Origin of the sequence: Pseudomonas parakoreensis (genome assembly GCF_021602155.1) — a bacterium.
In the GTDB taxonomy this organism is placed as follows: domain Bacteria; phylum Pseudomonadota; class Gammaproteobacteria; order Pseudomonadales; family Pseudomonadaceae; genus Aquipseudomonas; species Aquipseudomonas parakoreensis.
Genome location: NZ_BQHY01000009.1, coordinates 126,423 through 151,760 on the forward strand (window position 1 = coordinate 126,423; position 25,338 = coordinate 151,760).

26 protein-coding genes and 1 pseudogene are annotated in these 25,338 nt (G+C 56.1%); 14 read left to right on the forward strand and 13 right to left on the reverse strand.

What is annotated here, in order from left to right; all coding sequences use genetic code 11:
* Positions 1-81: 81 nt before the first annotated feature.
* A complete protein-coding gene (gene tkt / locus L6D63_RS15795; RefSeq protein ID WP_121187600.1) occupies positions 82-2,079 on the reverse strand; it encodes a transketolase in 1,998 nt (665 codons plus the stop codon).
* A 258-nt stretch (positions 2,080-2,337) separates the two neighbouring features.
* On the opposite strand from tkt, the gene L6D63_RS15800 reads away from it, so the two are divergent.
* From L6D63_RS15800 to L6D63_RS15815, 4 genes are all read left to right on the forward strand, one after another.
* Complete coding sequence (locus L6D63_RS15800; protein ID WP_047297101.1) at positions 2,338-3,333, forward strand: ArsR/SmtB family transcription factor; 996 nt, start codon at positions 2,338-2,340, stop codon at positions 3,331-3,333.
* An 18-nt stretch (positions 3,334-3,351) separates the two neighbouring features.
* Complete coding sequence (metK, locus tag L6D63_RS15805; protein ID WP_027610621.1) at positions 3,352-4,542, forward strand: methionine adenosyltransferase; 1,191 nt, start codon at positions 3,352-3,354, stop codon at positions 4,540-4,542.
* A 243-nt stretch (positions 4,543-4,785) separates the two neighbouring features.
* Positions 4,786-6,462 (forward strand): NAD-dependent DNA ligase LigB, encoded by a 1,677-nt coding sequence (ligB, locus tag L6D63_RS15810; RefSeq protein ID WP_131670575.1) that lies wholly within the window; start codon positions 4,786-4,788, stop codon positions 6,460-6,462.
* A 93-nt stretch (positions 6,463-6,555) separates the two neighbouring features.
* Positions 6,556-6,951, forward strand: a complete 396-nt coding sequence (locus L6D63_RS15815; protein WP_047297103.1) for a DUF1090 domain-containing protein — start codon at positions 6,556-6,558, stop codon at positions 6,949-6,951.
* 180 nt (positions 6,952-7,131) lie between these two features.
* On the opposite strand, the gene L6D63_RS15820 is transcribed toward L6D63_RS15815, so the two are convergent.
* Positions 7,132-7,581, reverse strand: coding sequence for a c-type cytochrome (locus L6D63_RS15820; protein WP_095668124.1), 450 nt, complete (start codon positions 7,579-7,581; stop codon positions 7,132-7,134).
* Between the two features lie 128 nt (positions 7,582-7,709).
* Between L6D63_RS15820 and mltA the strand changes: the two genes are divergently transcribed.
* The gene (mltA, locus tag L6D63_RS15825; RefSeq protein WP_131670576.1) at positions 7,710-8,894 is read left to right on the forward strand and encodes a murein transglycosylase A; all 1,185 of its coding nucleotides are present in this window, start codon (positions 7,710-7,712) and stop codon (positions 8,892-8,894) included.
* A 138-nt stretch (positions 8,895-9,032) separates the two neighbouring features.
* Here mltA and L6D63_RS15830 read toward each other — a convergent pair whose 3' ends face one another.
* Both L6D63_RS15830 and L6D63_RS15835 read right to left on the reverse strand, forming a co-directional pair.
* Positions 9,033-9,416, reverse strand: coding sequence for an MAPEG family protein (locus tag L6D63_RS15830; protein WP_095668122.1), 384 nt, complete (start codon positions 9,414-9,416; stop codon positions 9,033-9,035).
* A gap of 39 nt (positions 9,417-9,455) precedes the next feature.
* Positions 9,456-10,289 carry an EamA family transporter gene (locus tag L6D63_RS15835; protein ID WP_131670577.1) on the reverse strand — a complete coding sequence of 278 codons (834 nt, stop codon included), beginning with the start codon at positions 10,287-10,289 and terminating at the stop codon, positions 9,456-9,458.
* Positions 10,290-10,440: 151 nt separating this feature from the next.
* Here L6D63_RS15835 and L6D63_RS15840 point away from each other — a divergent pair.
* Positions 10,441-10,953, forward strand: a pseudogene (locus L6D63_RS15840) (cation:proton antiporter domain-containing protein); the annotation flags it as partial.
* Between the two features lie 153 nt (positions 10,954-11,106).
* On the opposite strand, the gene L6D63_RS15845 reads toward L6D63_RS15840, so the two are convergent.
* The 3 genes from L6D63_RS15845 to L6D63_RS15855 all read right to left on the reverse strand — a co-directional run bounded on the left by L6D63_RS15845 (position 11,107) and on the right by L6D63_RS15855 (position 13,443).
* On the reverse strand, positions 11,107-12,234 hold the full coding sequence (locus L6D63_RS15845; RefSeq protein WP_095023257.1) for a nucleotidyltransferase-like protein: 1,128 nt from the start codon (positions 12,232-12,234) through the stop codon (positions 11,107-11,109).
* The gene (locus L6D63_RS15850) at positions 12,218-12,862 is read right to left on the reverse strand and encodes a Cap15 family cyclic dinucleotide receptor domain-containing protein (RefSeq protein WP_095023256.1); all 645 of its coding nucleotides are present in this window, start codon (positions 12,860-12,862) and stop codon (positions 12,218-12,220) included. The genes L6D63_RS15845 and L6D63_RS15850 overlap by 17 nt, the downstream gene beginning before the upstream one ends.
* 326 nt (positions 12,863-13,188) lie before the next feature.
* Entirely contained in the window at positions 13,189-13,443 is a 255-nt protein-coding gene (locus L6D63_RS15855) for a hypothetical protein (RefSeq protein WP_011167585.1), read from the reverse strand.
* Positions 13,444-14,217: 774 nt separating this feature from the next.
* Here L6D63_RS15855 and L6D63_RS15860 point away from each other — a divergent pair.
* Positions 14,218-15,039 (forward strand): hypothetical protein, encoded by an 822-nt coding sequence (locus tag L6D63_RS15860; RefSeq protein WP_070414817.1) that lies wholly within the window; start codon positions 14,218-14,220, stop codon positions 15,037-15,039.
* A gap of 270 nt (positions 15,040-15,309) precedes the next feature.
* On the opposite strand, the gene L6D63_RS15865 is transcribed toward L6D63_RS15860, so the two are convergent.
* The 5 genes from L6D63_RS15865 to arsN2 all read right to left on the reverse strand — a co-directional run bounded on the left by L6D63_RS15865 (position 15,310) and on the right by arsN2 (position 19,120).
* A complete protein-coding gene (locus L6D63_RS15865; RefSeq protein ID WP_153338151.1) occupies positions 15,310-16,062 on the reverse strand; it encodes a hypothetical protein in 753 nt (250 codons plus the stop codon).
* A gap of 423 nt (positions 16,063-16,485) precedes the next feature.
* Positions 16,486-16,917: a hypothetical protein gene (locus L6D63_RS15870; RefSeq protein ID WP_227496826.1), complete on the reverse strand. Its 432-nt coding sequence runs from the start codon at positions 16,915-16,917 to the stop codon at positions 16,486-16,488.
* A gap of 75 nt (positions 16,918-16,992) precedes the next feature.
* On the reverse strand, positions 16,993-18,165 hold the full coding sequence (locus L6D63_RS15875) for a DUF3800 domain-containing protein (RefSeq protein WP_131670581.1): 1,173 nt from the start codon (positions 18,163-18,165) through the stop codon (positions 16,993-16,995).
* Between the two features lie 61 nt (positions 18,166-18,226).
* Entirely contained in the window at positions 18,227-18,595 is a 369-nt protein-coding gene (locus tag L6D63_RS15880) for a hypothetical protein (RefSeq protein WP_131670582.1), read from the reverse strand.
* Positions 18,596-18,667: 72 nt separating this feature from the next.
* The gene (gene arsN2 / locus L6D63_RS15885; protein ID WP_131670583.1) at positions 18,668-19,120 is read right to left on the reverse strand and encodes an arsenic resistance N-acetyltransferase ArsN2; all 453 of its coding nucleotides are present in this window, start codon (positions 19,118-19,120) and stop codon (positions 18,668-18,670) included.
* Between the two features lie 140 nt (positions 19,121-19,260).
* On the opposite strand from arsN2, the gene L6D63_RS15890 reads away from it, so the two are divergent.
* Genes L6D63_RS15890 through L6D63_RS15920 form a run of 7 tightly spaced genes read left to right on the forward strand, consistent with a single transcriptional unit; the run spans position 19,261 to position 24,146 of the window.
* The gene (locus L6D63_RS15890; RefSeq protein ID WP_131670584.1) at positions 19,261-19,683 is read left to right on the forward strand and encodes an arsenate reductase ArsC; all 423 of its coding nucleotides are present in this window, start codon (positions 19,261-19,263) and stop codon (positions 19,681-19,683) included.
* Between the two features lie 8 nt (positions 19,684-19,691).
* The gene (locus L6D63_RS15895) at positions 19,692-20,036 is read left to right on the forward strand and encodes a metalloregulator ArsR/SmtB family transcription factor (protein WP_007247283.1); all 345 of its coding nucleotides are present in this window, start codon (positions 19,692-19,694) and stop codon (positions 20,034-20,036) included.
* A gap of 24 nt (positions 20,037-20,060) precedes the next feature.
* Complete coding sequence (locus L6D63_RS15900) at positions 20,061-21,344, forward strand: arsenic transporter (protein WP_131670585.1); 1,284 nt, start codon at positions 20,061-20,063, stop codon at positions 21,342-21,344.
* 16 nt (positions 21,345-21,360) lie between these two features.
* Complete coding sequence (locus L6D63_RS15905) at positions 21,361-21,831, forward strand: arsenate reductase ArsC (protein WP_131670586.1); 471 nt, start codon at positions 21,361-21,363, stop codon at positions 21,829-21,831.
* A gap of 47 nt (positions 21,832-21,878) precedes the next feature.
* Entirely contained in the window at positions 21,879-22,592 is a 714-nt protein-coding gene (gene arsH, locus L6D63_RS15910; RefSeq protein WP_131670587.1) for an arsenical resistance protein ArsH, read from the forward strand.
* Between the two features lie 20 nt (positions 22,593-22,612).
* Positions 22,613-23,035 carry an arsenate reductase (glutaredoxin) gene (arsC, locus tag L6D63_RS15915; RefSeq protein ID WP_131670588.1) on the forward strand — a complete coding sequence of 141 codons (423 nt, stop codon included), beginning with the start codon at positions 22,613-22,615 and terminating at the stop codon, positions 23,033-23,035.
* A 37-nt stretch (positions 23,036-23,072) separates the two neighbouring features.
* Positions 23,073-24,146 (forward strand): ArsO family NAD(P)H-dependent flavin-containing monooxygenase, encoded by a 1,074-nt coding sequence (locus L6D63_RS15920; RefSeq protein ID WP_131670589.1) that lies wholly within the window; start codon positions 23,073-23,075, stop codon positions 24,144-24,146.
* A 26-nt stretch (positions 24,147-24,172) separates the two neighbouring features.
* On the opposite strand, the gene L6D63_RS15925 is transcribed toward L6D63_RS15920, so the two are convergent.
* Complete coding sequence (locus L6D63_RS15925; protein WP_131670590.1) at positions 24,173-24,724, reverse strand: arsinothricin resistance N-acetyltransferase ArsN1 family B; 552 nt, start codon at positions 24,722-24,724, stop codon at positions 24,173-24,175.
* Between the last annotated feature and the right edge of the window lie 614 nt (positions 24,725-25,338).

Consider the following 25,338-nt stretch of genomic DNA (forward strand, 5'->3'; position numbering starts at 1 on the left):
TGTTCAAGATCAAGATCAAAAGATCGCAGCCTTCGGCAGCTCCTACAGGGAACGCGGCGACTTGGGTCGCCGCGCTATGTTTTAGTCTTCCAGCAGCTCTTCAGCCTGACCCAGGATGTTGTCCAGGGTGAAACCGAATTCTTCGAACAGTGCCGAAGCCGGCGCCGATTCGCCGTAGGTGGTCATGCCGATCACGCGACCTTCCAGACCCACGTACTTGAACCAGAAGTCGGCATGAGCCGCTTCGATCGCGATACGTGCGCTGACCTGCAGCGGCAGAACCGATTGCTTGTAGCCGGCATCCTGCGCATCGAACACGCTGGTGCAAGGCATGGAAACCACACGCACCTTGCGGCCTTGCCCGGTCAGCTTGTCGTAGGCCTGAACGGCCAGACCGACTTCCGAACCGGTGGCGATCAGGATCAGCTCAGGCTCGCCTGCGCAGTCCTTCAACACATAGCCACCACGGCTGATGTCAGCGATCTGGGCGGCGTCGCGTTCCTGATGCTGCAGGTTCTGACGCGAGAAGATCAGCGCCGACGGGCCGTCCTTGCGCTCCAGCGCGTTTTTCCAGGCCACCGCCGATTCAACGGCATCGGCTGGACGCCAGGTGTCGAGGTTCGGCGTGGAACGCAGGCTGGTCAGTTGCTCGATCGGCTGGTGCGTCGGGCCGTCTTCGCCCAGACCGATGGAGTCGTGGGTGTAGACGTGGATCACGCGTTTCTTCATCAGTGCCGACATGCGCACCGCGTTGCGCGCATATTCCATGAACATCAGGAAGGTCGCGCCGTAAGGCACCAGACCGCCGTGCAGGGACACGCCGTTCATGATCGCGGTCATGCCGAATTCGCGCACGCCGTAGTACATGTAGTTGCCGCTGGCATCTTCAGCGCTGACGCCCTTGCAACCTTTCCACAGGGTCAGGTTGGAACCGGCCAGGTCAGCCGAACCGCCGAGCAGCTCCGGCAGCAACGGGCCGAACGCGTTCAGGGTGTTCTGGCTGGCTTTACGGCTGGCGATGGTTTCGCCTTTGGCCGCGACTTCAGCGATGTAAGCCGAGGCTTTTTCCGCGAAGTCCGCCGGCAGTTCGCCGCTCAGACGACGGATCAGCTCGTTGGCTTCGGTCGGGAACGCCGCAGAGTAGGCAGCGAAACGCTGATCCCATTCGGCTTCGGCGGCGCGACCTTTTTCCTTGGCATCCCACTCGGCATAGATGTCGGCCGGGATTTCGAACGGGCCGTAGTTCCAGTTCAGCGCCTGACGGGTCAGAGCGATTTCCGCGTCACCCAGCGGGGCGCCGTGGCAATCTTCCTTGCCCTGCTTGTTCGGCGAACCGAAACCGATGGTGGTCTTGCAGCAGATCAGGGTCGGCAGCGGGCTCTTGCGCGCGGTTTCGATGGCGGTCTTGATCTCTTCCGGATCGTGACCGTCGACGTTGCGGATCACCTGCCAGTTGTAGGACTCGAAACGCTTTGGCGTGTCATCGGTGAACCAGCCTTCGACTTCGCCATCGATGGAAATGCCGTTGTCATCGTAGAAGGCGATCAGCTTGCCCAGGCCCAGGGTACCGGCCAGAGAAGCGACTTCGTGGGAAATGCCTTCCATCATGCAGCCATCACCGAGGAACACGTAGGTGTGGTGATCAACGATGTTGTGGCCAGGACGGTTGAACTGCGCGCCGAGAACTTTCTCCGCCAGCGCGAAACCGACGGCGTTGGCCAGACCCTGACCCAGCGGGCCGGTGGTGGTTTCGACGCCCGGGGTGTAGCCGAATTCCGGGTGGCCCGGGGTGCGGCTGTGCAGTTGACGGAACTGCTTGAGGTCGTCGATCGACAGGTCGTAACCGGTCAGGTGCAGCAGCGAGTAGATCAACATCGAGCCGTGGCCGTTGGACAGCACGAAGCGGTCACGGTCGGCGAACGACGGGTTGCTCGGGTTGTGCTTGAGGTAGTCGCGCCAAAGTACTTCGGCGATATCTGCCATACCCATGGGGGCACCGGGATGGCCGCTGTTGGCTTTTTGCACGGCATCCATGCTGAGGGCACGAATGGCGTTGGCACGCTCACGACGGCTAGGCATCGCTGATCTCCTGGGTGTGAATAGATTGAAACGGAAAAAAGGAGGGCATTTTCCCTCACCGGAGCGCCTCGGGGCAATGACAGATAGTCATCCGAGGGCGTTTTTCCCGTGCTGGACGGCGGTTTCGTCTGGTGAAACCTTTCCGCTGTTCGTTTGTAGAGTTAACCAGCCAGTGAGAAGTGCCATCTATCGAGCAATATCAAAACTTTTTGATATTGCCCTTGCGGCGATTTCCCACCGTCACTAGACTGCTGCCCCATGAACTTACGCGTGCCTTCCATTCGCCATGACGATTGCGACGAGCTGGCGGCCCTGTGCAAGGCCGGTGGCGACCCGCTGCGCCTGAATGTATTGCGCGCGCTGGCCAACGATTCGTTCGGCGTACTGGAGCTGGCGCAGATTTTCGGCATTGGTCAGTCAGGCATGAGCCACCACCTCAAGGTGCTGGCCCAGGCCGATCTGGTGGCGACGCGCCGCGAGGGCAACGCGATTTTCTATCGCCGCGCCCTGCCCCACACCGAATTGCTGGGCGGCAAGTTGCATGCAGCACTGTTAGAAGAAGTCGACAATCTGGCGCTGCCGGAGGACGTGCAGGCTCGCATCACTCAGGTCCACGGACAGCGTGAAGCCGCCAGCCAGGATTTTTTCGCCCGGGTTGCGGAAAAATTCCGCGCCCAGCAAGACTTGATCGCAGGTCTGCCGCAGTACCGCGACAGCGTGCTGGCCCTGCTCGACAAACTGAACTTCAATGGTGCTGCCACGGCCATTGAAGTCGGCCCCGGCGATGGTGCTTTTCTGCCGGAACTGGCCCGCCGCTTCGGCACCGTAACCGCGCTGGACAACAGCCCGGCGATGCTCGAACTGGCGCGTCAGGTATGTGAACGTGAACGGCTGGCTAACGTCAGCCTGCAATTGGCCGATGCATTGAATGGCTCCAGCCTTCAGGCCGATTGCGTGGTACTGAACATGGTGTTGCACCATTTCGCCGCGCCGGCCGAAGCGCTCAAGCACATGGCCGGCCTGCTGCAACCGGGCGGTAGCTTGCTCGTGACAGAGTTATGTAGCCACAACCAGAGTTGGGCCAGGGAGGCCTGCGGTGATCTGTGGTTGGGGTTTGAACAGGACGATCTGGCCCGTTGGGCCACCGCTGCGGGACTCGTTCCCGGGGACAGCCTCTATGTAGGCTTACGTAATGGTTTCCAGATCCAGGTTCGCCACTTTCAGCGACCGGCTGGCGACACTCACCATCGGTAAATTCAGGAAAACATCGAGATGAGCGAATACTCCCTCTTCACCTCCGAGTCCGTGTCTGAAGGACATCCGGACAAAATCGCCGACCAGATTTCCGATGCGGTGCTGGACGCCATTATTGCCCAGGACAAACACGCACGCGTTGCCGTGGAAACCCTGGTCAAGACCGGCGTTGCCATCGTGGCCGGTGAAGTGACCACCAGCGCCTGGGTCGACCTGGAGCAGATCGTTCGTGATGTGATCTGCGACATCGGCTACACCAGCTCCGAAGTCGGCTTCGACGGCGCGACCTGCGGCGTGATGAACATCATCGGCAAGCAGTCCCCTGACATCAATCAGGGTGTTGACCGTGCCAAGCCTGAAGATCAGGGCGCCGGCGACCAGGGCCTGATGTTCGGCTACGCCAGCAACGAAACCGACGTGCTGATGCCAGCGCCGATCACCTTCTCGCACCAGCTGGTGCAGCGCCAGGCCGAAGCCCGCAAATCGGGCCTGCTGCCGTGGCTGCGTCCGGACGCCAAGTCGCAAGTGACTTGCCGCTACGAAGGCGGCAAGGTGGTCGGTATCGACGCCGTTGTTCTGTCGACCCAGCACAACCCAGAAGTGTCGTACAAAGACCTGCGCGAAGGCGTGATGGAGCTGATCGTCAAGCACGTGCTGCCTGCCGAACTGCTGAGCAAAGACACCCAGTTCCACATCAACCCGACCGGCCAGTTCATCATTGGCGGCCCGGTAGGTGACTGCGGTCTGACCGGTCGCAAGATCATCGTCGACAGCTACGGCGGCATGGCCCGTCACGGCGGTGGCGCGTTCTCCGGTAAAGATCCATCGAAGGTTGACCGTTCGGCGGCCTACGCTGGCCGTTATGTTGCCAAGAACATCGTCGCTGCCGGCCTGGCCGAGCGTTGCGAGATTCAGGTGTCCTACGCCATCGGTGTCGCTCAGCCGACTTCGATCTCGCTGAACACCTTCGGTACCGGCAAGATCAGCGATGACAAGATCATCAAACTGGTGCGTGAAGTGTTCGACCTGCGTCCATATGCAATCACCACCATGCTCGATCTGCTGCACCCGATGTACCAGGAAACTGCAGCCTACGGCCACTTCGGTCGTGCTCCGCAGACCAAGACGGTTGGCGAAGACACCTTCTCCACCTTCACCTGGGAAAAAACCGACCGCGCCGACGCTCTGCGTTCCGCCGCAGGTCTGTAAGCCCTTCCCGGCTGCAAAAAAAGCCCCGCACGGTTCGCGCCGTGCGGGGCTTTTTCATGCTTGCCAGGATTAAAAGATCGCAGCCTTCGGCAGCTCCTACACAACGCATCCCCCTGTAGGAGCTGCTGAAGGCTGCGATCTTTTGACTTTAACGCTGCGCAACACCCCGCAAAACACCCAGGCTACCCGACCCGCAATCCTCGCCTAGCCTTCAAACATTCCCCCTGAGCAAGGACGCTCAAAATGCTTGCCACGCTGCGCCTGTTTTCCGCTGTTCTGCTGAGCTTCATCCCTCTGATCGCTTACTCAGCCTGCCCCGACTGGTCTACCAGCAGAGCAAAAACTGAAATCTCGGCCCTGCAACTGCAGATCGATCAATGGGACAACGCCTACCACCGCCAAGGTCGCTCGCTGATTGCCGACGAGCTCTACGATCAATCGCGCCTGCGGCTCAACCAATGGCGCCAGTGCTTCCAGCAGCCCGCAGCGCCCGAACCGTTGCGCAGCGTGTCTGGCTCCGTCGCGCATCCGGTCGCCCACACCGGTCTGGACAAGCTTCACGAAGCCGCCGCCGTTCAAGCGTGGTTGAAGAATCGGCAGGATGTCTGGGTACAACCCAAGGTCGACGGTGTGGCCGTCACGCTGATTTACCGTCGCGGCTTGTTGCAGCAAGCGATCAGTCGCGGTGACGGCATCAGCGGTCAGGACTGGACAGCGTCGGCGCAAAAGATCGGCGCCATTCCGCAACGACTGACTCAACCGCTGGACTTGCTGGTGCAAGGCGAACTCTACTGGCGCCTGAATCAACATGTGCAAGCCAGCGCCGGCAGCGTCAACGCCCGCGCCACGGTTGCCGGGCTGATGAGCCGTAAAACCTTGAGCACAGATCAGGCGTCCGGGATCGGTCTGTTCGTCTGGGACTGGCCGCAGGGGCCGGCGAATCTGCCGGAAAGAATATCGACGCTAGCGACATTGGGCTTTGCCACGACAGCGCCATTCAGTCAGGCCATCACCAACCTTGCCGACGCGCAAAAATGGCGGGAGTACTGGTATCGATCGCCCCTGCCGTTCGCTACTGACGGCATTGTCCTGCGCCAGAGCCAGCGCCCACCGGCCGAGCGCTGGCAGGCAAGCGCGCCCTACTGGGCCGTCGCCTGGAAATACCCGTTTACCCGAGCGCTGGCAGAGGTGCGCAAAGTGAATTTCAAGGTCGGCCGCAGTGGACGCATCACGCCGGTATTGGAGTTGTCGCCGGTGATGCTCGATGACCGCGAGATCAAACGCGTCAGCGCCGGTTCACTCAAGCGCTGGCAGGCGCTGGATATCCGCCCCGGCGATCAAGTAGTAATCAGCCTGGCCGGGTTGACCATCCCGCGACTCGACAGTGTGGTGCTGCGCACTACCGAACGAGCCGCCCTCGACATTCCCGACACGCGCGACTTCCACGCCTTGAGTTGCTGGCAACCGACACCCGGTTGTGAAAGCCAGTTTCTCGCGCGCCTGACCTGGCTCAGTGGCAAACAAGGCCTGGCGCTGCAGAATGTCGGGCGCGGCACCTGGGAGAAACTTCTGGAAACAGGCCGCCTGAACAACCTGCTGGATTGGTTGACCCTCGACGAGCCAGAGCTTGCTAACATTGCCGGCTTCGGCGAGCGCAGCAGCGCACGTCTGATCAACAGTTTTCACAGCGCCCGCCAACGACCGTTCACGCAGTGGCTCAAAGCATTGGGTTTACCGCCCACCGGTCAGGCACAACTGGCCGACTCGTGGCAGGCGCTGGCACAACGCAACACCGAACAATGGCAAGCAGAAGCCGGAATCGGCCCGGGCCGCGCGGCGCAATTGAGCGCATTCTTCCGCGACCCGCAGGTGCTGGCCTTGAGTGACACATTACGCGCCGCCGGAATCGACGGCTTCTGATCACGCAATCCCGGCAGCCGGGAACCGAAGGAACGTCAGACGCTCAAACAGCGCAGTGCCACCGACCCGATTGCCTTCGCACATGGAGCTTTTATGAAATTTCTTGCACCGCTCGCCTTGCTGACCCTCTGTGGCGTTTTGGCCGCACCTGCGATGGCCGACGAAGATGCACCGGGCCTGACCGGTTGCGCCGCGAAGAAGCAGGGCATCATCAATCAGATCGAACAAGCCAAATCCCGAGGCAACACCGACCAGCAGGCGGGTCTGCAAACCGCTCTGGAGGAAGTGACGAAAAACTGCACCGATGCGGGCCTGAAGAAAGAACGCGAGAACAAGGTGCTGGAAGCCAAGCACGAAGTCAGCAAACGTCAGGCTGATCTCGACAAGGCGATGAAGAAAGGTGATCCGGAGAAGATCGACAAGCGCAAAAACAAACTCGCCGAGTCGCGCAAAGAACTGCAGGATGCGCTGGACCAGATTGACAAGTAACCGAAGGTTTGGTGAGGGAGATTTATGTGGTGAGGGGATTTATCCCCGATGGGCTGCGCAGCAGCCCCAAAACCATTCAACCGAGTCTTTCAGAAAGAACAGCAGGTTCACGACGGCTTCGCCGCCGATCGGGGCGGTGCGACGTTTCGCTAAATCCCCTCGCCACAATTGCTCAGCAGTTCAATGATCGCGAAACTCTTTATGGCAAGCGCTGCAGGCATCTTCAACCTTCTGCACGGCCGGCCCGAGGTTACTGGCCTTGTACGGCTCAACCTTGCTGGCGATCACCAGTTCACCGGTGGCCGCCTCAAGGTTGCGGGCCAGTTCCTGAAAGCGGGCCTGACGCAGCCAGACATCGTCCCTGGCGCTGGTGTGATCTTCTTCGCGCACCTGCGGGAAATGCTTCCACGGTTCATGGGACAACGCATCAAGTTTCACCGCACCCTCGGCGAATTTCGGCCCGTCGAACGGAATGCGCCCGCGCAACATGCCGCCCAGGTCTTCACCGGTCTTGAGCATCTGCTTGAAGATCGCCTTGCGTTGACCCAGCGGCGAATTCGGATCGACTCCGCCACAGGCGGACAAGGTCAGACAGGCCAGCAATACAACAGCAATTCTTTTAAGAGTCATGGTGGCTTCAGGTCACGGAATTCGGCGGCCAGTATCCTCGCGTCGCCGTCAAACACCAATAGCCCTATTAAAAATACGGGTTGCCCGAGCGCATGGAGCACTCGGGCAACCGGCACAGGAATCACTCCATGAACCGCCGTTTCAAGGCCTGGCGTCACCCGCTGATCGCAACCCTGCCGCTGCTGGCTATCCTTGCTGGCTGTACGGGCGGCGACAATGCCAAACCGAAAACCCACGCCTTGGCGACTTATTCCAGCGCCACCTGGGAAGCCCTGCCGGCGGTGTCCGACAGCGACCTGGTCGCCGGCTTCGGCTCGTGGCGCAGCGCCTGCATCCGACTCAAGGCTGATCCGATCTGGGGTGGCACCTGCGCGGCAGCCGCCAGCGTGCCGCAAAGCGCCAACGAGATTCGCGCGTTCCTCAAGCAGAACCTCGACGTGTTCGGGTTGCGCGCCGAACACGACAACCCCAACGGCCTGATCACCGGTTACTACGAGCCGGTCTACCCCGGCAGCCTGACCCCCACCGAAACAGCCAACGTGCCGGTCTATGGTGTGCCCGAAGACATGATCATCGTGTCGCTGGACAGCATTTACCCCGAACTCAAGGGCAAGCGCCTGCGCGGTCGCCTCGAAGGTCGGGTGCTCAGGCCGTATGACGACGCCGCAACCATCGAATCCAAAGGCGTCAAAGCCCCGGTGGTGGCGTACCTGACCGATCCGATGAACCTGCAATTCCTGCAGATTCAGGGCTCCGGGCGGATTCAGACAACGGACGGCAAACAACTGCGCATCGCCTACGCCGACCAGAATGGCCACCCGTACCGGCCGATCGGCCGCTGGCTGGTGGAACAGGGCGAGTTGAAGAAAGAAGACGTGACCATGAGCGCGATCAGCAATTGGGCCAAGGCCAACCCGTCGCGCATTCCGGAGCTGCTGGGCAGCAACCCGAGCTACGTGTTTTTCACTCGCAACCCGGACAGCAATGAAGGCCCGCGCGGCTCGTTGAACGTACCGCTGACGGCCGGCTATAGCGCGGCGGTGGATCGCAAGGTGATTCCGTTGGGCAGTCTGCTGTGGTTGTCGACCACCCGTCCGGATGGCACCGCTCTGGTTCGCCCGGTCGCGGCGCAGGACACTGGCGGCGCGATTGCCGGCGAGGTGCGCGCGGACTTGTTCTGGGGCACCGGCGACGCAGCCGGGCAACTGGCCGGGGACATGAAACAGCAGGGGCAGATCTGGATGCTCTGGCCTAAAGGTGCGGCGTTGCCGCAAGTACCGCAGGTGGCCGATACGGTTAAGGACAAGCCTTAAGCGCCTCGGCGCCAGAGCTACCGCCTTCGCGGGCAAGCCCGCTCCCACAGGTATCCATGGCGAGCACAAATCCTGTGTACACCCAAGCCCTGTGGGAGCGGGCTTGCCCGCGAAGAGGCCGGCAGCAGCACCCGAGAATCAGACAGACACAAAGAAGAACGCAGCAATCAGCCCCATCCCGACGAACCACACCAGCGACCGCAAGATCGCCCAGTCCGCCAGATAGCAAATGATGTACAGCAGACGACTGGTGATAAACAGCACCGCCAGCACATTCACCGTCACCAACTGCGCCGTGCCCACCAGATGCGCAACAATCACTGCGGCAGCAAATGCCGGCATCACTTCGAAGCTGTTCAGCTGCGCCGCATGCGCCCGTCGGGCGACGCCGCCCACGCTATCGAGAAAATCCCGAGGATCATGATTGTCACTGAGCCGGAAACCGCCCGAGATCTTGGCCACGATCGTGCACACATACGGCAGGAAAATCGCGATCAATACACACCACAGAGCCACCGTCATAACGCCGTCCTTTTTTCGAGTGTTGGAAATGGCGGGCCGTCAGAACTTCATCACCAGCATGCCGATCAGCACCAGCCCACAGGCTAAGAGCCGCGGCCTGCCGAAAGGTTCTTTCAGGTAACGCATACCGAACAGCACCACCAGGATCACGCTGATCTCACGCAAGGCCGCCGCCTCGGCAATCGAGCCCAACTGCATCGCCCACAACACCAGAGCGTAGCTGAACAACACGCAGAACCCGACCGCCAGCCCCAGCTTCCATTGCTCGCGCCAGAACACCAGAAACGCCGGGCGCTTGGCGACCCACGCCAGCAACGGAAACGGCCAGGCGCTGAGCAGCGTGACCCAGACCAGGTAATCCAGTGGATGCGACCAGCGCCGCAAGGCCTGGCCATCGATGTAGGTGTAGCAACCGATGCACAGCCCGATCAGCGCCACCACCGGCAGCATCGACCACGGCAAATGCTTACCACCACCGCCCTGCCAGAGCAGACAGACCATGCCCAGCGGAATCAGCATGATCCCGAGGATCTGCTGCGTGGTGAGCACTTCGCCGGCGAAGATCAGGGTCAGCGCCAGCACCACCAGCGGCGACAAGCCGCGCATCAAGGGATAGACCAACCCGAGGTCGCCGACCCGATAAGCCTGGATCAACAGATAGCGATACAGCAGCTCGAATGCTGCCGACGCCAGAATCCACGGCCAGATTTGCGCCTGCGGCAGGCTGATGAACGGAAAGGCCAGCGCCACGAACAACAGCGCCACCGTGTCCATGCACGCCACCACCAACAGCCGTTCGGCACTGAACTTGATCAGGGTATTCCACGTCGCATGCAACAGCGCCGCCATCAACACCAGAACTGTCGCCGCCACGTCCCACTCCTTGATTTTTTGTTGACCCTACACCAATGCGTACCGCTGACCAACCGAGGGATGCGATTGTGTCCCCATCCCGAAACAGCCCATCCAACATTCGCGCCGAAGAATCGGGGCGCCGTCTTTCCCCCCATCCAATGGAGCCCGGATGCTAGAACTTGTAGCCGCTTTTATCTGCCTCACCACCCTTCTCACCTTCGTCAATTACCGCTTCATCGGCCTGCCGCCGACCATCGGCGTGATGGTCACCGCGCTGATGTTCTCCCTGTTGCTGCAGGGCCTGAGCGTGCTCGGCTACCCCGGCCTCGAAGAACGCGTGCAGCAATTGATCGGCCAGATCGACTTCGGCGATCTGCTGATGAACTGGATGCTGTCGTTCCTGCTGTTCGCCGGCGCCCTACACGTCAACCTCAACGATTTGCGCAGCTATCGCTGGCCCATCGGCCTGCTGGCGACGTTCGGCGTGCTGATTGCCACCGCCGTGATCGGCAGCCTCGCCTATTACATTTTTGCCCTGTTCGGCTGGCACGTGAGCTTCCTCTACTGCCTGCTGTTCGGCGCGCTGATTTCGCCGACCGACCCGATCGCGGTGCTCGGCGTACTGCGCACCGCCAACGCTTCGAAGCCGCTGAAAACCACCATCGTCGGCGAGAGTCTTTTCCCCCCATATGGCCGTATGGACAGACACCTGAACGTCCCGTTTTCATTGGCCTGCGTCTAAATAGGCACTGTCCATACGATATTTGGTTTCTATGGACACCCGTCGTTGTCTCAAGGTTGCGTGCATGCTTCCTCAATTCCCCACTGACTGCCTTTAAAAAATTAGCGCGTTGGTCACCGCTGCCCTACTGGCATCCAAGAGTGGTTTCTCGGATAAGCTCAGCAGGAAGCTTTGCTCTTTAGCGACCTCCCGAAGGAGACTGTCCATGGCCACGGAGAGATGCATCAAGCCGTTAAACTTGTCTTCCGTGTTAAATATAAAGCGAGATCCATCTGGCACTATCAGTCGCCTCGCTTCTTCCTTGTTGTTCCACAAGTAATCCAAATATCTTTGGGTCTCAGCTAATATCGCTAATTCATAGTAGGCGCCAACGGAGAGACTATGCATGTTGGCGTGGTACATTATTGAGGCAATATCAAAGCTGGAGATCGTTACAGCTTTTCCTTCCGCCTCGAGATCTGCCTTTATGTTTTTACATAATCTTATTGATTTGCGGAGCCCGCCACTCGTGGTTTCACATCGTTCTCGTATTTTTTTGATGTGCAGGAAAGGCCAGTTTTCAATCGTGGTGTTTTTATGCGAATCTAGGATGGTGACAGCACGGTCGTGTTTCTGACCAGATGCTTGATAACTAATAGTGTCATGCCAGTGGGAAGGCACGACATCAACTGGACGCGCTAACGACCCTCCTTGCAATTTAATGGCCTTGGAGCCAGAGGTGTCAATTGTCGCTGCGGGAAACGCATCGCGAAGAGCTTTACTAATTTCCCCCCTGCGAGCAGTCAACACGCCAACTGAGGTGCGTGAGGTCGGTGAACGATACTGACCCGATGTACTCATGTACCCACGCGCATCATAGGTATGAAAGTCAGCTTCTATCGCTAAAAGGTCGACATCACTGACCCCTCGAATATGGACATTAAGCGGTACTGAACCCTGTAGCTCGAATTCAAGATTGCCGCTTGTCCTCTTCGACAACTGGTTGCTAACCCGTTCTGCGGTTTCGATGCTGATGCGTGTGTAGGTAGGGTCTACCTCTTGCATAGCGCCTAAAGCAAATGTTGTATTCGGCTTGTCTTTAACCCTATGTTCCCACGCCTCTTTTGTAAGGCTTCGGTTCACGATGAAATCCTTCGCATCCATCGCGATTACAGCGGATCTATCAAGGCCCGAGCGTCTGGAGCGCAGACGATTGATTCGTTCGTTAATTGGTGTGTTCATTTTTTCTCCTAAGCTCCATTCGCCCATAGGTGGGCCGACCGTAACCGTTAAAATAGTCACCCTTTGCGCAATCTAGTGATTTAGCAAACAAAAGGTTTGCGCTGCCAACATGTCCCCGAAGCTCAGGTTCGCCGGGGTTAGGATCATTCTGGTAGTTATAAAGAAGGCGGTATCCGTCAGCTTCATCGTGAACCAATGCCGCAGTGATACTGTTGGAGCCTGATTGATGTGTCTTCAATCGCACTCTAATCTTGTCCCAAGTTTGACAAATATATACATCGGCTTGCCAAGAACGAATCGGATTTCCTTCGGTGTCCAGTGTTGTTCCAGTGCACTGCCACTCTCCCGAAAGATCAGGAACTTTTAGATATTTAACTGCCCAGCGCCATTTCCAAACTGTCTTATTGAATAGTGCGTACAGCAGGGCAAAAACTATACCTGCGCCAATTAGTGACAGGGCTGTCGGTGGAAGATTTACAGGCAGGTCATACTTTTTAGCCAAATCTTCAGCTGACAGCAGCAAAAAAACCGCAATGCCGGAAATCGCGCTTGCCAGTAGTGTCAAGTACCGGCCAATCAGAGCTCGATTTACCCCGCCCAATAGGCTGTATTCATGATCGTGAATCATTAGACGCAACCTTCATCAGACGCAACTTTGAATAGACTTAATGTCCCGGAAGCCCATTAACCTGCAGAAGATGGGCAGCAGCAAAGCCGCCCAGAGCTTCCGATGAGACTTCAAAAATTACTGGGTATGGCATACCGAGGAACACGTCCGGCAACCGTTCGACTGCTGGTAGGTGTTGCGAGCCTGGCGAACAGCGGTCACACAGGTGGTGTGATAGCCAAGATCAAGGCGGTTATGGAGTGCCGGCAAATAGATGCACGTACTGGTATGCACCTCGTGGTCACCATTGGTCTGTGCATTACGGTTCACGAAATACTGAGCCATTTTTACTCACCCCGCTCTTTGTTCGATTGGGCGAGTACCGAGGCCGCTAGGGTCTTGGTGGTGGCGTTGTACTTGTTGCTGTCGAGGACATGACTGGCTTTAGTCTCCATATCGGCACCGGTTTGCTTGCCGGTCGAAGCTTGAGCCATGGCCGACCCTGCCAATTCCTTCTGGATGGCCGAGGAGCTATCACTACGCAGGATTTTGGAGGCCAAGCTGGCCACGTGAGACGAAGTTTGTTTAGGATTTTTCGGCACGATTAGGTGCTCCTGTATCTAGAAAAAATCGAGTAGGCAGGAGCAACCCTTGAGCGGAAAGCCGAGCTGAATGGTTGACATCCAAAGTCGGTTTTTCTCTAATGCGCGTCCCACCAATGTCCGCATTGGCTCAGGGATTGGCGGGTATGTGTGCTCGGCGTCCAAACTTTGCACGCATACCCGCTGTGTTCACTGAAACCTCAGCCTCTCGCCAAAAACACAACATGTAGTGTTGTTGTCGAGATGACCTACAAGATAATGGGGTCAAAATGACATTGCAAGGCAACAAGCCTGTGGATAACTTGTGCGCAAATCAGTGGTTGGATCCACTTTGCCCCTGTATGCATGCCCAGCCCTTCTAAATCGCGGGCTACGACGTTTCGTTCTTGAAATATTTTGAAACACACTCATTTCGCATGTCTCTGTTCACTCTCGAACAGTGCCCCTCAGCGTTTAAAAGTGACAATCTAGTGGCGTCATTTCTTCGTTAAATCTAGTTTGGTTTTACCATCAGTTGCTGTTCTTGAACTCTTTCCACTGCCAGTAGGTGACGCTAAAAAACCGTCCATTGAAAACATTCGGGCGGGGTATTGCGGGGCTATTTCCTCTGACCTATGATCCCAATAGGCGGTGATGGTCGCCTGGCGCCTGTTTCGCGAAGCAATAGCCCATCTGTGACACCCTTCAGTTTTACATCGGCATGTCCCTAACCAGACGCTGCCCGGTGAACAGGCAATCGGACACCTAAGCGTCGTAGATTTAGGAACCATTGCCATGTCTGATTTTTCCCCGCTAAACATCTTTAAATCCCAAGCTAAACAGCTTGCTCGTGATCAGGGCCTGAAGCTTTCTGTCGCTCAAGAAACCCTTGTGCAAAAAGCGGGCTTCGCTGATTACCATGAGTTTTCTGTCGTCGCCCAACGGAACCTCAAGGATCCGCGTCTGATGTTGGCCGTTTTTGGGATCAAAGACTTTTCCCAAGCGATCCATGAGGATGATGTCTACGCCAACCTGGATCTAGAATTGGAGGATCAGCTCTCCGGCGCGATTGCGGATACCAATGCGAGTGGATTCACTATTGATGCTCTTGAAGTTGAAACCGCTGACTACAGCGACGCAACCGGGAAGCTTTCTTTAGAGGTTTCCCTGACCTACCAGGGGCAGCAAGATCAGGAGAGGATGTATCACGGTGCAGCGTTCTATCTCAAAGCCACGGTCGAATTGCTACGCCGTGATGGTATATGGCTGCTTGCTGAGAAAGGTGTGGTCATCTCCAGCGGTGAATCTGATGCTGACCGCGACCGTAGATCTGAGCAGGAGTATTGGGCAACCGTGGAAGAAGCCCGGAGTAGTAACCGGATGTCCATGGCTCAAGCGCTTGCTATTGAGCTGGGGATATCTGTCGATGACGCCGAGCTTTTGTCCGGAGCAGAGATCACGACTAACGAATCGGATGACGGGCTCGTATATAGCTACTGGATCAATCTCGAACCGGAAGCTGAAGGCGAGCTGAGAGCAGACCTGCTTGCGCGATTCGGCTCTCTGGAGTACGAGTTAGACCCAAACTTCTTCGATGATGTTGAGCACGAGTTCTGAAATCAATGAGGAAGTGGCCAGCTGAAAGCTGGCCATTCAAAACAACCTCACTCACATCTCTGCTCACAAAAAATGGCCCCTCTTTACCGGATTTACCTATCTTCTGGCCGACAGCCAGCAGATAGTGATCGACCTTTCGTGAGCGTTCCACGCAGCAGATTCTGCCAATGCGCTGAAGGGCTGTGTGAGCGCTTCGATCCTGTCCACGGGAGACACCATCGACGCTTCCCGTCGTAACAAGAAACCGGCCCGGTAGACCGGCTTCCTGAGTCATCTAAACTTTACGAACTGGGGATGAGCTTGCTGAAGGTAGTCTTTGACAAGACCCGTGATGAACTGATGGCCTTCATCAATCGTCATTGATACCTGCGCGGGCTGTTGCATCATTTCTTGAAAGCCGTGCCTAGCATCGAACCCGTTCAAACTGAAATTGTTGGCTGAACAGGTGAATTTCTTCTCTTTTCGCTTGCTTCTAAAAGCCTTTAGACCCTTCCGCCTTTCCCATGTCTCAAGAGTGTCCAGTATCTTGTAGTAGGTGATCCAACTGCTGTCTTGGTCGAGAAATTTGAGGAAGAGGTAAATATCCTCATGCTCAGCGGCCAGCATCATAAGGCTGATTTTCTGTGATGTGCCAAGAGCCTTCCTGAGATCATCGGCCCAAGCTTGGCTGGAGACAGCAGGCTTGGTAAGCATCCCCGGAATGTTCCTTTTTTCTTGCCTAGCGAGCTCGCCCCCCTCAAGCAGGATCTTGTAGATACTCAGCTTGTATGGTTCGCGCTCCAACAGCGTCGATGCACCATTGAAAAGACTCAAAAGCTCATAGGTGATCTGCCAGACTCCTTCCTGAGTTTGACCCTCGAACAGATTTGAATTAAATCGGAAGTCGTCGTTAGGGCAGTCGTTCCAGTCATCTACTCCCCCCCAGAGCCTGAAGTAATTGATGCTGTGCCCCCATGTGCAAAGCTGCCTGATCTCCTGCGGGTCGCCGTTGAGCAACACTTCCCAATCACCTTGCATTTGCATCAGATCCCCCCAAACTTGAGATCCAGATGCTAGCAAAAAAAGCAGTCAGTAACCGGCCCTCCTGGGCTCCCAAAGTTATCCGTAGCTGGCAACCGGAGATGATTGATCAAGAGCATCCCGTTTCCCGAAGCACATTGGATTGGATGCAAGCTATCTAACCGCGCACCTTGAAATCAGGCTTCGGTCTGGTGTTGTTTGGTTAGGTGAGATGCCAGCTGAGCAGTCATGGTGCAGGTCGCAGCTGGTGAGGGATGTGAAGCCTTCCTCTCATCGTAGTCTGCATTCCGTCGCTCAGCTTAATGTGCCCAAATAGGGTCATTAAGCCTAAAAATTGTGGTTAATGTGCCGTATTAGGGACATTAGCCTGGCTCGTCACACGGGGCATATCCACAGCATTCTGCGTCCAGACGGCGGTTAATACTCTTAGTCGCTAGGCTCATGGCGAGCCCAGCGCAACGTAGCTATCGACATGAATTGCCTAATAGCCAACGCACCACGTTCATTTCTGGCTTTCGACCCAGGCACGGTCAGCGCTGCCTCTACCTTGGCACGACTTGCTTCGTACATTGCAAATGCGTTGAACTCAGAATCAAGCAGTACCAAGAGCACAGTATCAAAGGGTTGTCGTAGATCAATTGCACCCATACGGCCCGTAATCTTTTGCGGGTTCAGGATACAGCGCCCCTTGATCTTGATTCTCGCGACGCCAACTTCCAGCGTCTCTGTAGCGTCGTAACCTGCCTGCCTTGCAGGATGTAGTAACAGGCCGAGTCTAGTGGCAGCTTCGTACTCTGCGATCTCGCCTGTCACGCCCAGCGGCTTGCCGGTCAGGCGATAGAATCTACGCGCGAGCACCTGGCCTCTTTCAAGATCTCTAGGATTTCATCCTGGATCAATGCAGCCTGCTGAGGTTCGTTGCCATGACTGAGCTCAGTCATCTGCAAACGCCTCGAGCGCAGTGAGCAGCTTGGCAAGCTCAGTCAGGTTGGCTGCAGTCACGATGTCATATTCTCCTCGACTACTCAGCCGATACACCTCTCGAGCCTTTTTGACACGTTCCAGCAGAGGGACGACTATGCCTGACGCCCTTTCCAGAAACTCGTTGATGTCAGCCCGTGTCTGAGGAATTTTGTAGCCTTTGGCCGCGCTTGTGATAATCACGTCCGAATCGCGAAGCTTGGCGATGCCGCTGGAGCGGATCCTCTGGTCGTTGATATCTCCGAAGCCGCTATCTTTTAGGTGGCCGACTATTTCTGCGGTTGGCACGTAGTCTTTGGTGACGAATTCGCTTTGGAATCTCAGGAACCGCAAGATGCTCAGCTGCAGGCGCTCATCCTCATTAGGGTGCTCACCAGCCCGTTCGCTAAAAAGGTCAGCCTGGCGGAGAGCTTCTTGGTGTACCTGGTAGTCTGCATACCCAGATTCATCCGCCGGCGGCGGCAGAAGAGACTGGTACTTGGATGGCCACTCAAGCATTCCAAGGGTCAGGCTTCGTAGAATCTTTTTGTAGGCAAGAACTGCTTCTTCCGATGCTTTCTCTTCGTAGATCTGAGCGACTGAGCCAGCAAAAAAATCTGCAACCTGAACCAAGACGTTGTCCTTACTGGCCATCGTCTGGAAGGCATCCTTATCGCCAAATAGGTCGTCCACGAATCGTTCTGCAACGTAGCTTTTGAGGCTCTCCTGAAATTCCTGGCCACCATGTTCGTCTACGACCATCTGGAGGTCAGGGTATGCGCGGAACAAACGTTCATAGAGCAACCCGTTCACGTATTTTATGAACGAGGTCTTGATACGGAGGCCGCCGTCTTTGTGAATTCGAGACTTATCAACGACGGTGAAATAGAGCTTGAATGGCAGCTCAGCTAGCTCGTTGAGGATTCGGGCACGGCGATCTGAATCTTTGGGCTTCAGATTGCTAGATTTGATCTCGCCTGTTTGAAAATGACGCATGCGGAGTGCTTCAGCTTGGGCATAAGCAGCTTCCAGATCTTTCTCTGCCACCAGAATGGAGCACACGATGAAGAAGCCCGAGCTTCCTCCCTTTGACGTATCAAGGTCGGAATTCCCGGACTCATCCACGAATGCATACGTTCTGTCCATGAGCTTGCTCCATCAACAACGTACTGAGTGCGGTGGGTCGCCCAATGGCAAGGTGGCGAACTTAGTTCGTCGCAGTGGTACTGCCTGGAGCGGGGCCTTCGCTGAACGTGTAGTTGATGACCACGTCATTTCGGATCAAGACGTCGAGAGTTTTCTGGGTGCCCCTAGTCGTCACCTTCATGGTGACCACGTAGCTTTGAGCATGGGCTGAGCCATTGGTGTAGGTGTAGATCCACTTTTCGTCAGTCTCGCTGACTGCGCTCTTGGCGTAGGGCTCACCAAACAGGGACTTCAACTCGGTAGTCGTCGTTTTGCCTTTGGTGATGCTAGCTACACTGGCCGACGGAAAGTCTCGTCCTGCGGTGTAGTGGGACGTAGCGCAACCGCCGAGCGCGACACACACACCCATTACTGCGATGAGCTTTTTCATATCCTTCCTTGATCGTAGAAAGCTTTAAATCTAGCTGGCATCGAGGCTAAAAGCCATCACCAAGGTGATCAGCTACTTTCGTGCATTCGCAGATAATGCTTTGCACATGTAGCAAGCCGAGCCAGGGCAAAGCCCCCTGAACTGCTCCGTCTGAGAAATAAGAGGTGGCGCAGAGCCTTGTTGATTTACTGCATAGCCCTGCTGCTTAAAAAAGCCTGAAGCAGTTGTTGTCAGCAAATGAAATCGAGCGATTCCCTGCTCGGCGGCTTTCGCTTCAATGACCCGAAGCACCGCGACACCGACCCCCTTCGATCTGAATGTCGACACTACGACCAGAGAACGCAACAACCCGTCCGTACCATGCGTTTCGAATCCTCCCCATGCGACCGTCTCGCTATCCAGTGTGAACTCAAAAAAGGTTCGGCCTGGAAGATCAATATCGCCTGCTGGAAGGTCAGCAGATTTCAGTGCATCGCGAAAGCGCTGCGACTGCCCTCCGGCTATTTCCGTTGCCTGGATCATCATACCCCCTCCCTCCTCTGATCACCGTTATGCCGACACGCATGGAACGTTAGAGCACATGCCGAAACAGCAGACATCATATTCGCTTTACCGAATATTCGCCAAAGCGTATATTCGATTTTCCATATGCGTCGAGTTCCACAATGAGCCCTGCTATCAAAGTGCTTTTCGTGTGCGTTGCCAACTCAGCCCGCTCCTTGCTTGCAGAGGCTTTGCTGCGGCACACCGACCCGCGCTTCGAGGCCTTCAGCGCAGGGTCTGAACCGTCTGAGGTTGATCCGCGCACGACTCAGGCATTGGAGGCAGTTGGAGCCGATGCAACGGGCCTGCGCAGCAAGTCCCTCAGCGAGTTTCAAGCTGATCGATTCGATTACGTAATCACTCTTTGTGATAAATCCGCAAGCGAGTGCCTACCAATGCCTAATGCAGGTGAAATCATTGCCTGGGATTTTCCTGACCCAGTAACCAGCGATGATCCTGGCGCATTTCGCCACACGCTCCACGACATCCACGAGCGCATCAAGCTCTTCGTTTTGGTCAAGACCAAACACCTGGAGGATCTGTGACAGAACCTATGAACCCCACCACCTTATTCAAGTGCCTGGCGGATGACACCCGAGCAAAAATTTCGCTGCTTGTCGTGAGTGAAGGTGAGCTGTGTGTTTGCGAGCTAACGGCAGCACTCGACCTGAGTCAGCCAAAGATTTCTCGTCATTTGGCGCTGCTGCGCTCTGCCGGTTTGCTGTTGGATCGTCGCCAAGGCCAATGGGTGTACTACCGGCTGAATCCTGATTTGCCCACGTGGGTGACTGCAGTTTTGAAGGAAGTGGTAGACGCCAATCAGCAATGGCTGGAAACCGAGGCTAAGCGCCTCTGCGGCATGAACGACCGTCCGATCAACCAAGCCGTGTGTAGCTGATTCACGCCCAACCGGATTAATGAAATGCTGATTGCCGTATTGATCTTTATCGCCACCATCGTCCTTGTCATCTGGCAGCCCAAGGGGCTTGGGGTGGGCTGGAGTGCGATGTTCGGTGCCATCGTGGCGTTGCTGGCAGGTGTCGTTACCCTTGCCGACATACCAGAGGTTTGGCGCATTGTCTGGAATGCCACTGGGACTTTCATCGCGGTCATCATCATTAGTCTGCTGCTTGATGAGGCAGGTTTTTTCAAGTGGGCTGCGCTGCATGTGGCCCGATGGGGAGGCGGGAGCACCCGCAAGCTGTTCGCATTTATCGTCCTGCTGGGCGCAGCGGTGTCGGCCCTGTTCGCCAATGACGGAGCAGCATTGATCCTCACACCCATTGTGATCGCGATGTTGCTGGCGTTGCGTTTTTCTCCTGCGGCCACTTTGGCATTCGTCATGGCAGCTGGTTTTATCGCCGATACGGCGAGCTTACCGCTGGTGGTTTCCAACCTGGTCAACATCGTCTCTGCCGACTACTTCGATATCGGCTTCAACGAATATGCTTCGATCATGGTGCCGGTAAACATCGTCAGCGTGGCGGCGACATTAGCCATGCTGTTATGGTTTTTCCGCAAGGATTTACCAAAGACGTATGACCTCAACCAACTGGACAATCCGGACGAGGCAATCCACGACCGGGCCACTTTCGTAGCTGGCTGGTGGGTGTTGGCACTACTCCTGATCGGCTTCTTTGTCATTGAGCCACTGGGGGTGCCAATCAGCGCCATTGCAGCAGTCTGTGCATTCATTCTTTACATCATCGCGGCTCGTGGTCACGCCATCAATACAAGCAAGGTACTCAAAGAGGCGCCATGGCAGGTAGTGATCTTTTCTTTGGGTATGTACCTGGTTGTTTATGGTCTGAAGAACGCCGGTCTGACCGACCACATTGCACAGATCCTGAACGTGTTCGCCGGTTATGGCGTTTGGGGCGCGTCCCTTGGTACAGGGCTGCTAACAGCGTTGCTGTCTTCGATCATGAACAACATGCCCACCGTTCTGGTAGGTGCCTTATCCATTCATGCCGCTGAAGTCGATGGTGTAGTCCAGCAAGCGATGGTTTACGCCAACATCATCGGCTGCGATTTGGGCCCGAAGATCACTCCAATTGGGAGCTTGGCAACTCTGTTGTGGCTGCACGTGCTCGCCCGGAAAAACATAACGATCAGTTGGGGTTACTACTTCAAGACTGGGATCGTGCTGACCGTACCCATCCTCGTCGCCACATTGTCCGCCCTGGCACTGCGCCTCAGTTTCTGAATCAAGGAATCGTCTGATGAAAGTCTTGTTCATGTGCACCCACAACAGCTGCCGCAGCATTCTGTCCGAGGCGCTTTTCAACCACTTGGCGCCCGAGGGTGTAGAAGCAGTCAGCTCAGGAAGCTTTCCCAGTGGCCGGGTGAATCAACGGGCATTGCAAACGCTGGAGGCGGCGGGTATCTCCACGGCGGGCTTGAGCAGCAAGGCTTCGGATGCTTTTGAAGGCTCACCTCCAGACATCGTGATCACTGTCTGTGACCGGGCAGCGGGTGAGGCATGCCCAATCTTCTTTGGGCCAGCTTTGAAGGCGCATTGGGGTCTGGCCGACCCGTCTGACGCTAGCGGTTCGCAAGCCGAGATCACCGCAGCGTTTGAAACCACACTCGCCAAAATTCACGAGCGCGTGAGCGCGTTTCTTGCGCTGCCACTGAAGACCATCAGCGCTGAACAGTTGAAAGCTGAACTGAACCGCATCGGTTCGCTTTAAAGATCAACCGAGGCGGCACCCAACCAGGCGCCGCCTTAGGAGTTTATATGCAAGACACATTGCCGAACGTACACGCCGACCTGATCGACATTCCGTCGCTGGAGCAACTGTCGCCTCGCACGCCTTCGCTCCATAAACCTCGCATTCTTCTGCTGTATGGATCAACGCGAGAACGCTCATTTAGCCGATTAGTCACGCAAGAGGCGGCACGCCTGCTGAATGAGTTTGGTGCTGAAACCAAGATCTTTGACCCAGCGGGTCTGCCGCTGCCGGATGACGCTCCCGACACACATCCCAAGGTCGCTGAGCTGCGCGAGCTGATGCAATGGTCTGAGGGGCAGGTATGGTGCTCCCCTGAGCGTCACGGCTCCATGAGTGCAGTATTCAAAGCCCAAATTGACTGGGTTCCGCTGGCGATAGGTGCTGTACGACCTACGCAAGGAAAGACCCTTGCAGTGATGCAGGTATGCGGTGGCTCGCAATCTTTCAACGTGGTTAATCAGCTGCGCGTACTGGGCCGATGGATGCGGATGTTCACCATCCCAAACCAATCTTCGGTTGCCAAGGCATTTACCGAGTTCGACGAGGCAGGTCGTATGAAGCCGTCCTCGTACTACGACCGTCTCGTGGACGTGATGGAAGAGCTGATGAAGTTCACCCTGCTTTTGCGGGATCGCCAGGATTATTTGGTTGATCGGTACTCCGAGCGTAAAGAGTCCGCCGAAGAGCTTTCCAAACGCGTCAACCAGCGCTCCATCTAACGTCATTACGAGGAAGCGATATGAGCCAGATCACGATCTACCACAACCCAGAATGCGGCACCTCTCGCAACACCTTGGAGTTGATCCGTAACAGCGGGGAAGAACCGACGGTTATCGAGTACCTGAAGACCCCGCCTGATCGCACCACACTTGCAAGGCTCATCGGGGATATGGGTATCGGGGTGCGGGCTCTTTTGCGTATCAAAGGAACTCCGTACGAAGAGCTGGGATTGGGTGAAGCTTCGCTGACGGACGAACAGCTCATCGATGCCATGATGGCTCACCCTATCCTGATCAATCGCCCCATCGTCGTGACGCCTTTGGGGACGCGTTTGTGTCGTCCGTCAGAAGCTGTGCTCGATTTGTTACCGCAAGAGCAGCATGGGAGTTTCGCCAAAGAGGACGGCCAAGTGGTCATTGATGAGCACGGTCGCAGAGTCTGATACGACGACGGTGAGGTGCCGCGATTGAGCCTGGAGGATGCTGGTGAGTCAGAATTCGAAACTTGATGTTGTGGTCATTGGCGGTGGTCAATCAGCGCTCACAGTCGCCTATTTTTTGAAGCGGTCAGGCTTGTCTTACGTGCTGCTCGATGCGGAGTCGGCACCAGGAGGAGCCTGGCGGCATGGCTGGGACTCGCTGCGACTCTTCTCTCCATCGGCGTGGAGCTCGATTGCGGGCTGGCCGATGCCTGCCGTATCAGAAGAAACGCCTCAACGTGATGATGTTATCGACTATCTGACTCTGTACGAGCGTCGATATGACTTCCCCATCATCCGATCCACCAGGGTGACCCGTGTCGAGAAAATCGAAGAAGGATTACGGGTTGTCTCCGGGGATAGATACTGGGATGCCAAAGCAGTTATCAGTGCAACAGGCACCTGGAGCCGCCCATTTACCCCAAGCTATCCCGGACAGGAGTTGTTCGTAGGGCAGCAGCTTCATTCCGCTCATTACGTTGGGCCGGATGAGTTTGAGGGGAAAACCGTCCTTGTCGTGGGTGGCGGCAACTCGGGAGCCCAGATTTACGCCGAGGTATCTAAAGTGGCTCAGGCAACCTGGGTGACTCAAGAGGCTCCAAAGTTTCTACCTGATGAGGTTGATGGGCGCGTCCTGTTCGAACGAGCTACTGCTCGATTGAAGGCGCAACAGGAAGGTGTGGAGCCTGAACAACCCGCTGGGGGGCTGGGCGACATCGTAATGGTGCCATCGGTGAAGGACGCTCGTGAACGCGGTGTATTGAGCGCAGTACGGCCATTCACGCACTTCACTTCAACAGGCGTTGTCTGGTCATCAGGAGGCGAAACAACGGCGGATGTCGTCATCTGGTGCACTGGGTTTTCCCCAGCGCTCGACCACCTAAACAGCTTGGGCATTGTAGGCCAGGATGGCAAAGTGGCTGTGAACGAAAACCGGAGTGTTGCTTCACCCAATCTGTGGCTGGTGGGTTACGGCGATTGGACGGGGCTCGCCTCTGCGACATTGATCGGAGTAACCCGCACCGCTCGAGATGTAGTCAAGCAAGTGCAAAGCTATCTCATAAGCGAATCCTAGTGGCTCGCAACGCAAATCGAGTGAGCCTACTGTAATGCGACTTCCAGCTGGGGGAAGAGAATAGGCTCCAGTGGCGGAGTTGCCTGGCACAGTCCGAGCCGCCAGTAGCCGACGTCGTGCCATTTCCCAAGCTTGAAGCCAACCTCCGGATATGTACCGATATGGACGAATCCCAGCGACTCGTGCAGACCCACACTGCCTTCATTGGGCTGAGCAATTCCAGCGTAAGCTGCGCGAAATCTCTGTTTTTCAAGTATAGGAAGCAAAGTCTCATAAAGCTTACGGCCAACGCGCTGTCGGCGAGCCGATTCAGCTATGTATACCGTCACGTCCACCGCCCACCTGTAGGCCGGACGTGCGCGGTGCTGGCTGGCATAGGCGTAGCCCTTGATCTCCCCACCGTCTTCGGCCACAAGGTAGGGATATGTCTGAAGCGTTGTAGCTATTCGCTGAGCGATTTCCTCAGCGCTTGGCGGAATCTCTTCGAAGGAGATCGCTGTTTTAGAAACGATGGGGGCGTAAATGCGCTGTATGGCTACAGCATCTGCTACCGCCGCCGTACGGATTTTCAAAGCCATGTATGTCGTCCCTGATTCGAAAGCTGAACATTACCCTTTTTAGATCAGCCTTGGACATGCTCGAGATAGAGAAATGTTACGGGCGCTGCCATTCGCCTAAGTAGGGCAGATGGGGCGTCTGCAACGATTTGGTCGGAACTACGTCCACATACTTGCATTTCTTCTTAGTAGCCTTTAGAGCCGCTTGCCCAGCAATCAACGAGATCAACGTATCAGCCTAGTGAATCAACTCAATAATTTCCCCTCAAACCCATCCCCAACCGGAGAGTGCACATCGAACTACGAGACGCTTTTCGATACCATCATATTGTTTACTGGGTTTGCTCCAACGCTCCATCATCTGGGCAATCTACGAATCGCTGGTAATGACGCCAAAGTCGTCGTGTATGAAATTCGAAGTGTCGCCTCATTTGATCTGTGAATGGTGGCTTATGGAGATTGGGCGGAGCTTGCCTGGTCTACATTGATCGAATTAACACTCGCCGCTCTGAATATAGTGAAGCAAGTGAAAATACCTCACTGGGTGATGGCGAAAGCACTCATATGCAATGCGAATACCCTATAAATGATTTACTAGGTTATTACTTGGTAAGCGCTAATTTAAAATTTCTATA

Coding starts and splice junctions, on each gene's coding strand:
- tkt (WP_121187600.1), bottom strand. CDS start 2,079: ATGCCTAGCCGTCGTGAGCGTGCCAACGCCATTCGTGCCCTCAGCATG.
- L6D63_RS15800 (WP_047297101.1), top strand. CDS start 2,338: ATGAACTTACGCGTGCCTTCCATTCGCCATGACGATTGCGACGAGCTG.
- metK (WP_027610621.1), top strand. CDS start 3,352: ATGAGCGAATACTCCCTCTTCACCTCCGAGTCCGTGTCTGAAGGACAT.
- ligB (WP_131670575.1), top strand. CDS start 4,786: ATGCTTGCCACGCTGCGCCTGTTTTCCGCTGTTCTGCTGAGCTTCATC.
- L6D63_RS15815 (WP_047297103.1), top strand. CDS start 6,556: ATGAAATTTCTTGCACCGCTCGCCTTGCTGACCCTCTGTGGCGTTTTG.
- L6D63_RS15820 (WP_095668124.1), bottom strand. CDS start 7,581: ATGACTCTTAAAAGAATTGCTGTTGTATTGCTGGCCTGTCTGACCTTG.
- mltA (WP_131670576.1), top strand. CDS start 7,710: ATGAACCGCCGTTTCAAGGCCTGGCGTCACCCGCTGATCGCAACCCTG.
- L6D63_RS15830 (WP_095668122.1), bottom strand. CDS start 9,416: ATGACGGTGGCTCTGTGGTGTGTATTGATCGCGATTTTCCTGCCGTAT.
- L6D63_RS15845 (WP_095023257.1), bottom strand. CDS start 12,234: ATGAACACACCAATTAACGAACGAATCAATCGTCTGCGCTCCAGACGC.
- L6D63_RS15850 (WP_095023256.1), bottom strand. CDS start 12,862: ATGATTCACGATCATGAATACAGCCTATTGGGCGGGGTAAATCGAGCT.
- L6D63_RS15860 (WP_070414817.1), top strand. CDS start 14,218: ATGTCTGATTTTTCCCCGCTAAACATCTTTAAATCCCAAGCTAAACAG.
- L6D63_RS15865 (WP_153338151.1), bottom strand. CDS start 16,062: ATGCAAATGCAAGGTGATTGGGAAGTGTTGCTCAACGGCGACCCGCAG.
- L6D63_RS15875 (WP_131670581.1), bottom strand. CDS start 18,165: ATGGACAGAACGTATGCATTCGTGGATGAGTCCGGGAATTCCGACCTT.
- L6D63_RS15880 (WP_131670582.1), bottom strand. CDS start 18,595: ATGAAAAAGCTCATCGCAGTAATGGGTGTGTGTGTCGCGCTCGGCGGT.
- arsN2 (WP_131670583.1), bottom strand. CDS start 19,120: ATGATGATCCAGGCAACGGAAATAGCCGGAGGGCAGTCGCAGCGCTTT.
- L6D63_RS15890 (WP_131670584.1), top strand. CDS start 19,261: ATGAGCCCTGCTATCAAAGTGCTTTTCGTGTGCGTTGCCAACTCAGCC.
- L6D63_RS15895 (WP_007247283.1), top strand. CDS start 19,692: ATGAACCCCACCACCTTATTCAAGTGCCTGGCGGATGACACCCGAGCA.
- L6D63_RS15900 (WP_131670585.1), top strand. CDS start 20,061: ATGCTGATTGCCGTATTGATCTTTATCGCCACCATCGTCCTTGTCATC.
- L6D63_RS15905 (WP_131670586.1), top strand. CDS start 21,361: ATGAAAGTCTTGTTCATGTGCACCCACAACAGCTGCCGCAGCATTCTG.
- arsH (WP_131670587.1), top strand. CDS start 21,879: ATGCAAGACACATTGCCGAACGTACACGCCGACCTGATCGACATTCCG.
- arsC (WP_131670588.1), top strand. CDS start 22,613: ATGAGCCAGATCACGATCTACCACAACCCAGAATGCGGCACCTCTCGC.
- L6D63_RS15920 (WP_131670589.1), top strand. CDS start 23,073: ATGCTGGTGAGTCAGAATTCGAAACTTGATGTTGTGGTCATTGGCGGT.
- L6D63_RS15925 (WP_131670590.1), bottom strand. CDS start 24,724: ATGGCTTTGAAAATCCGTACGGCGGCGGTAGCAGATGCTGTAGCCATA.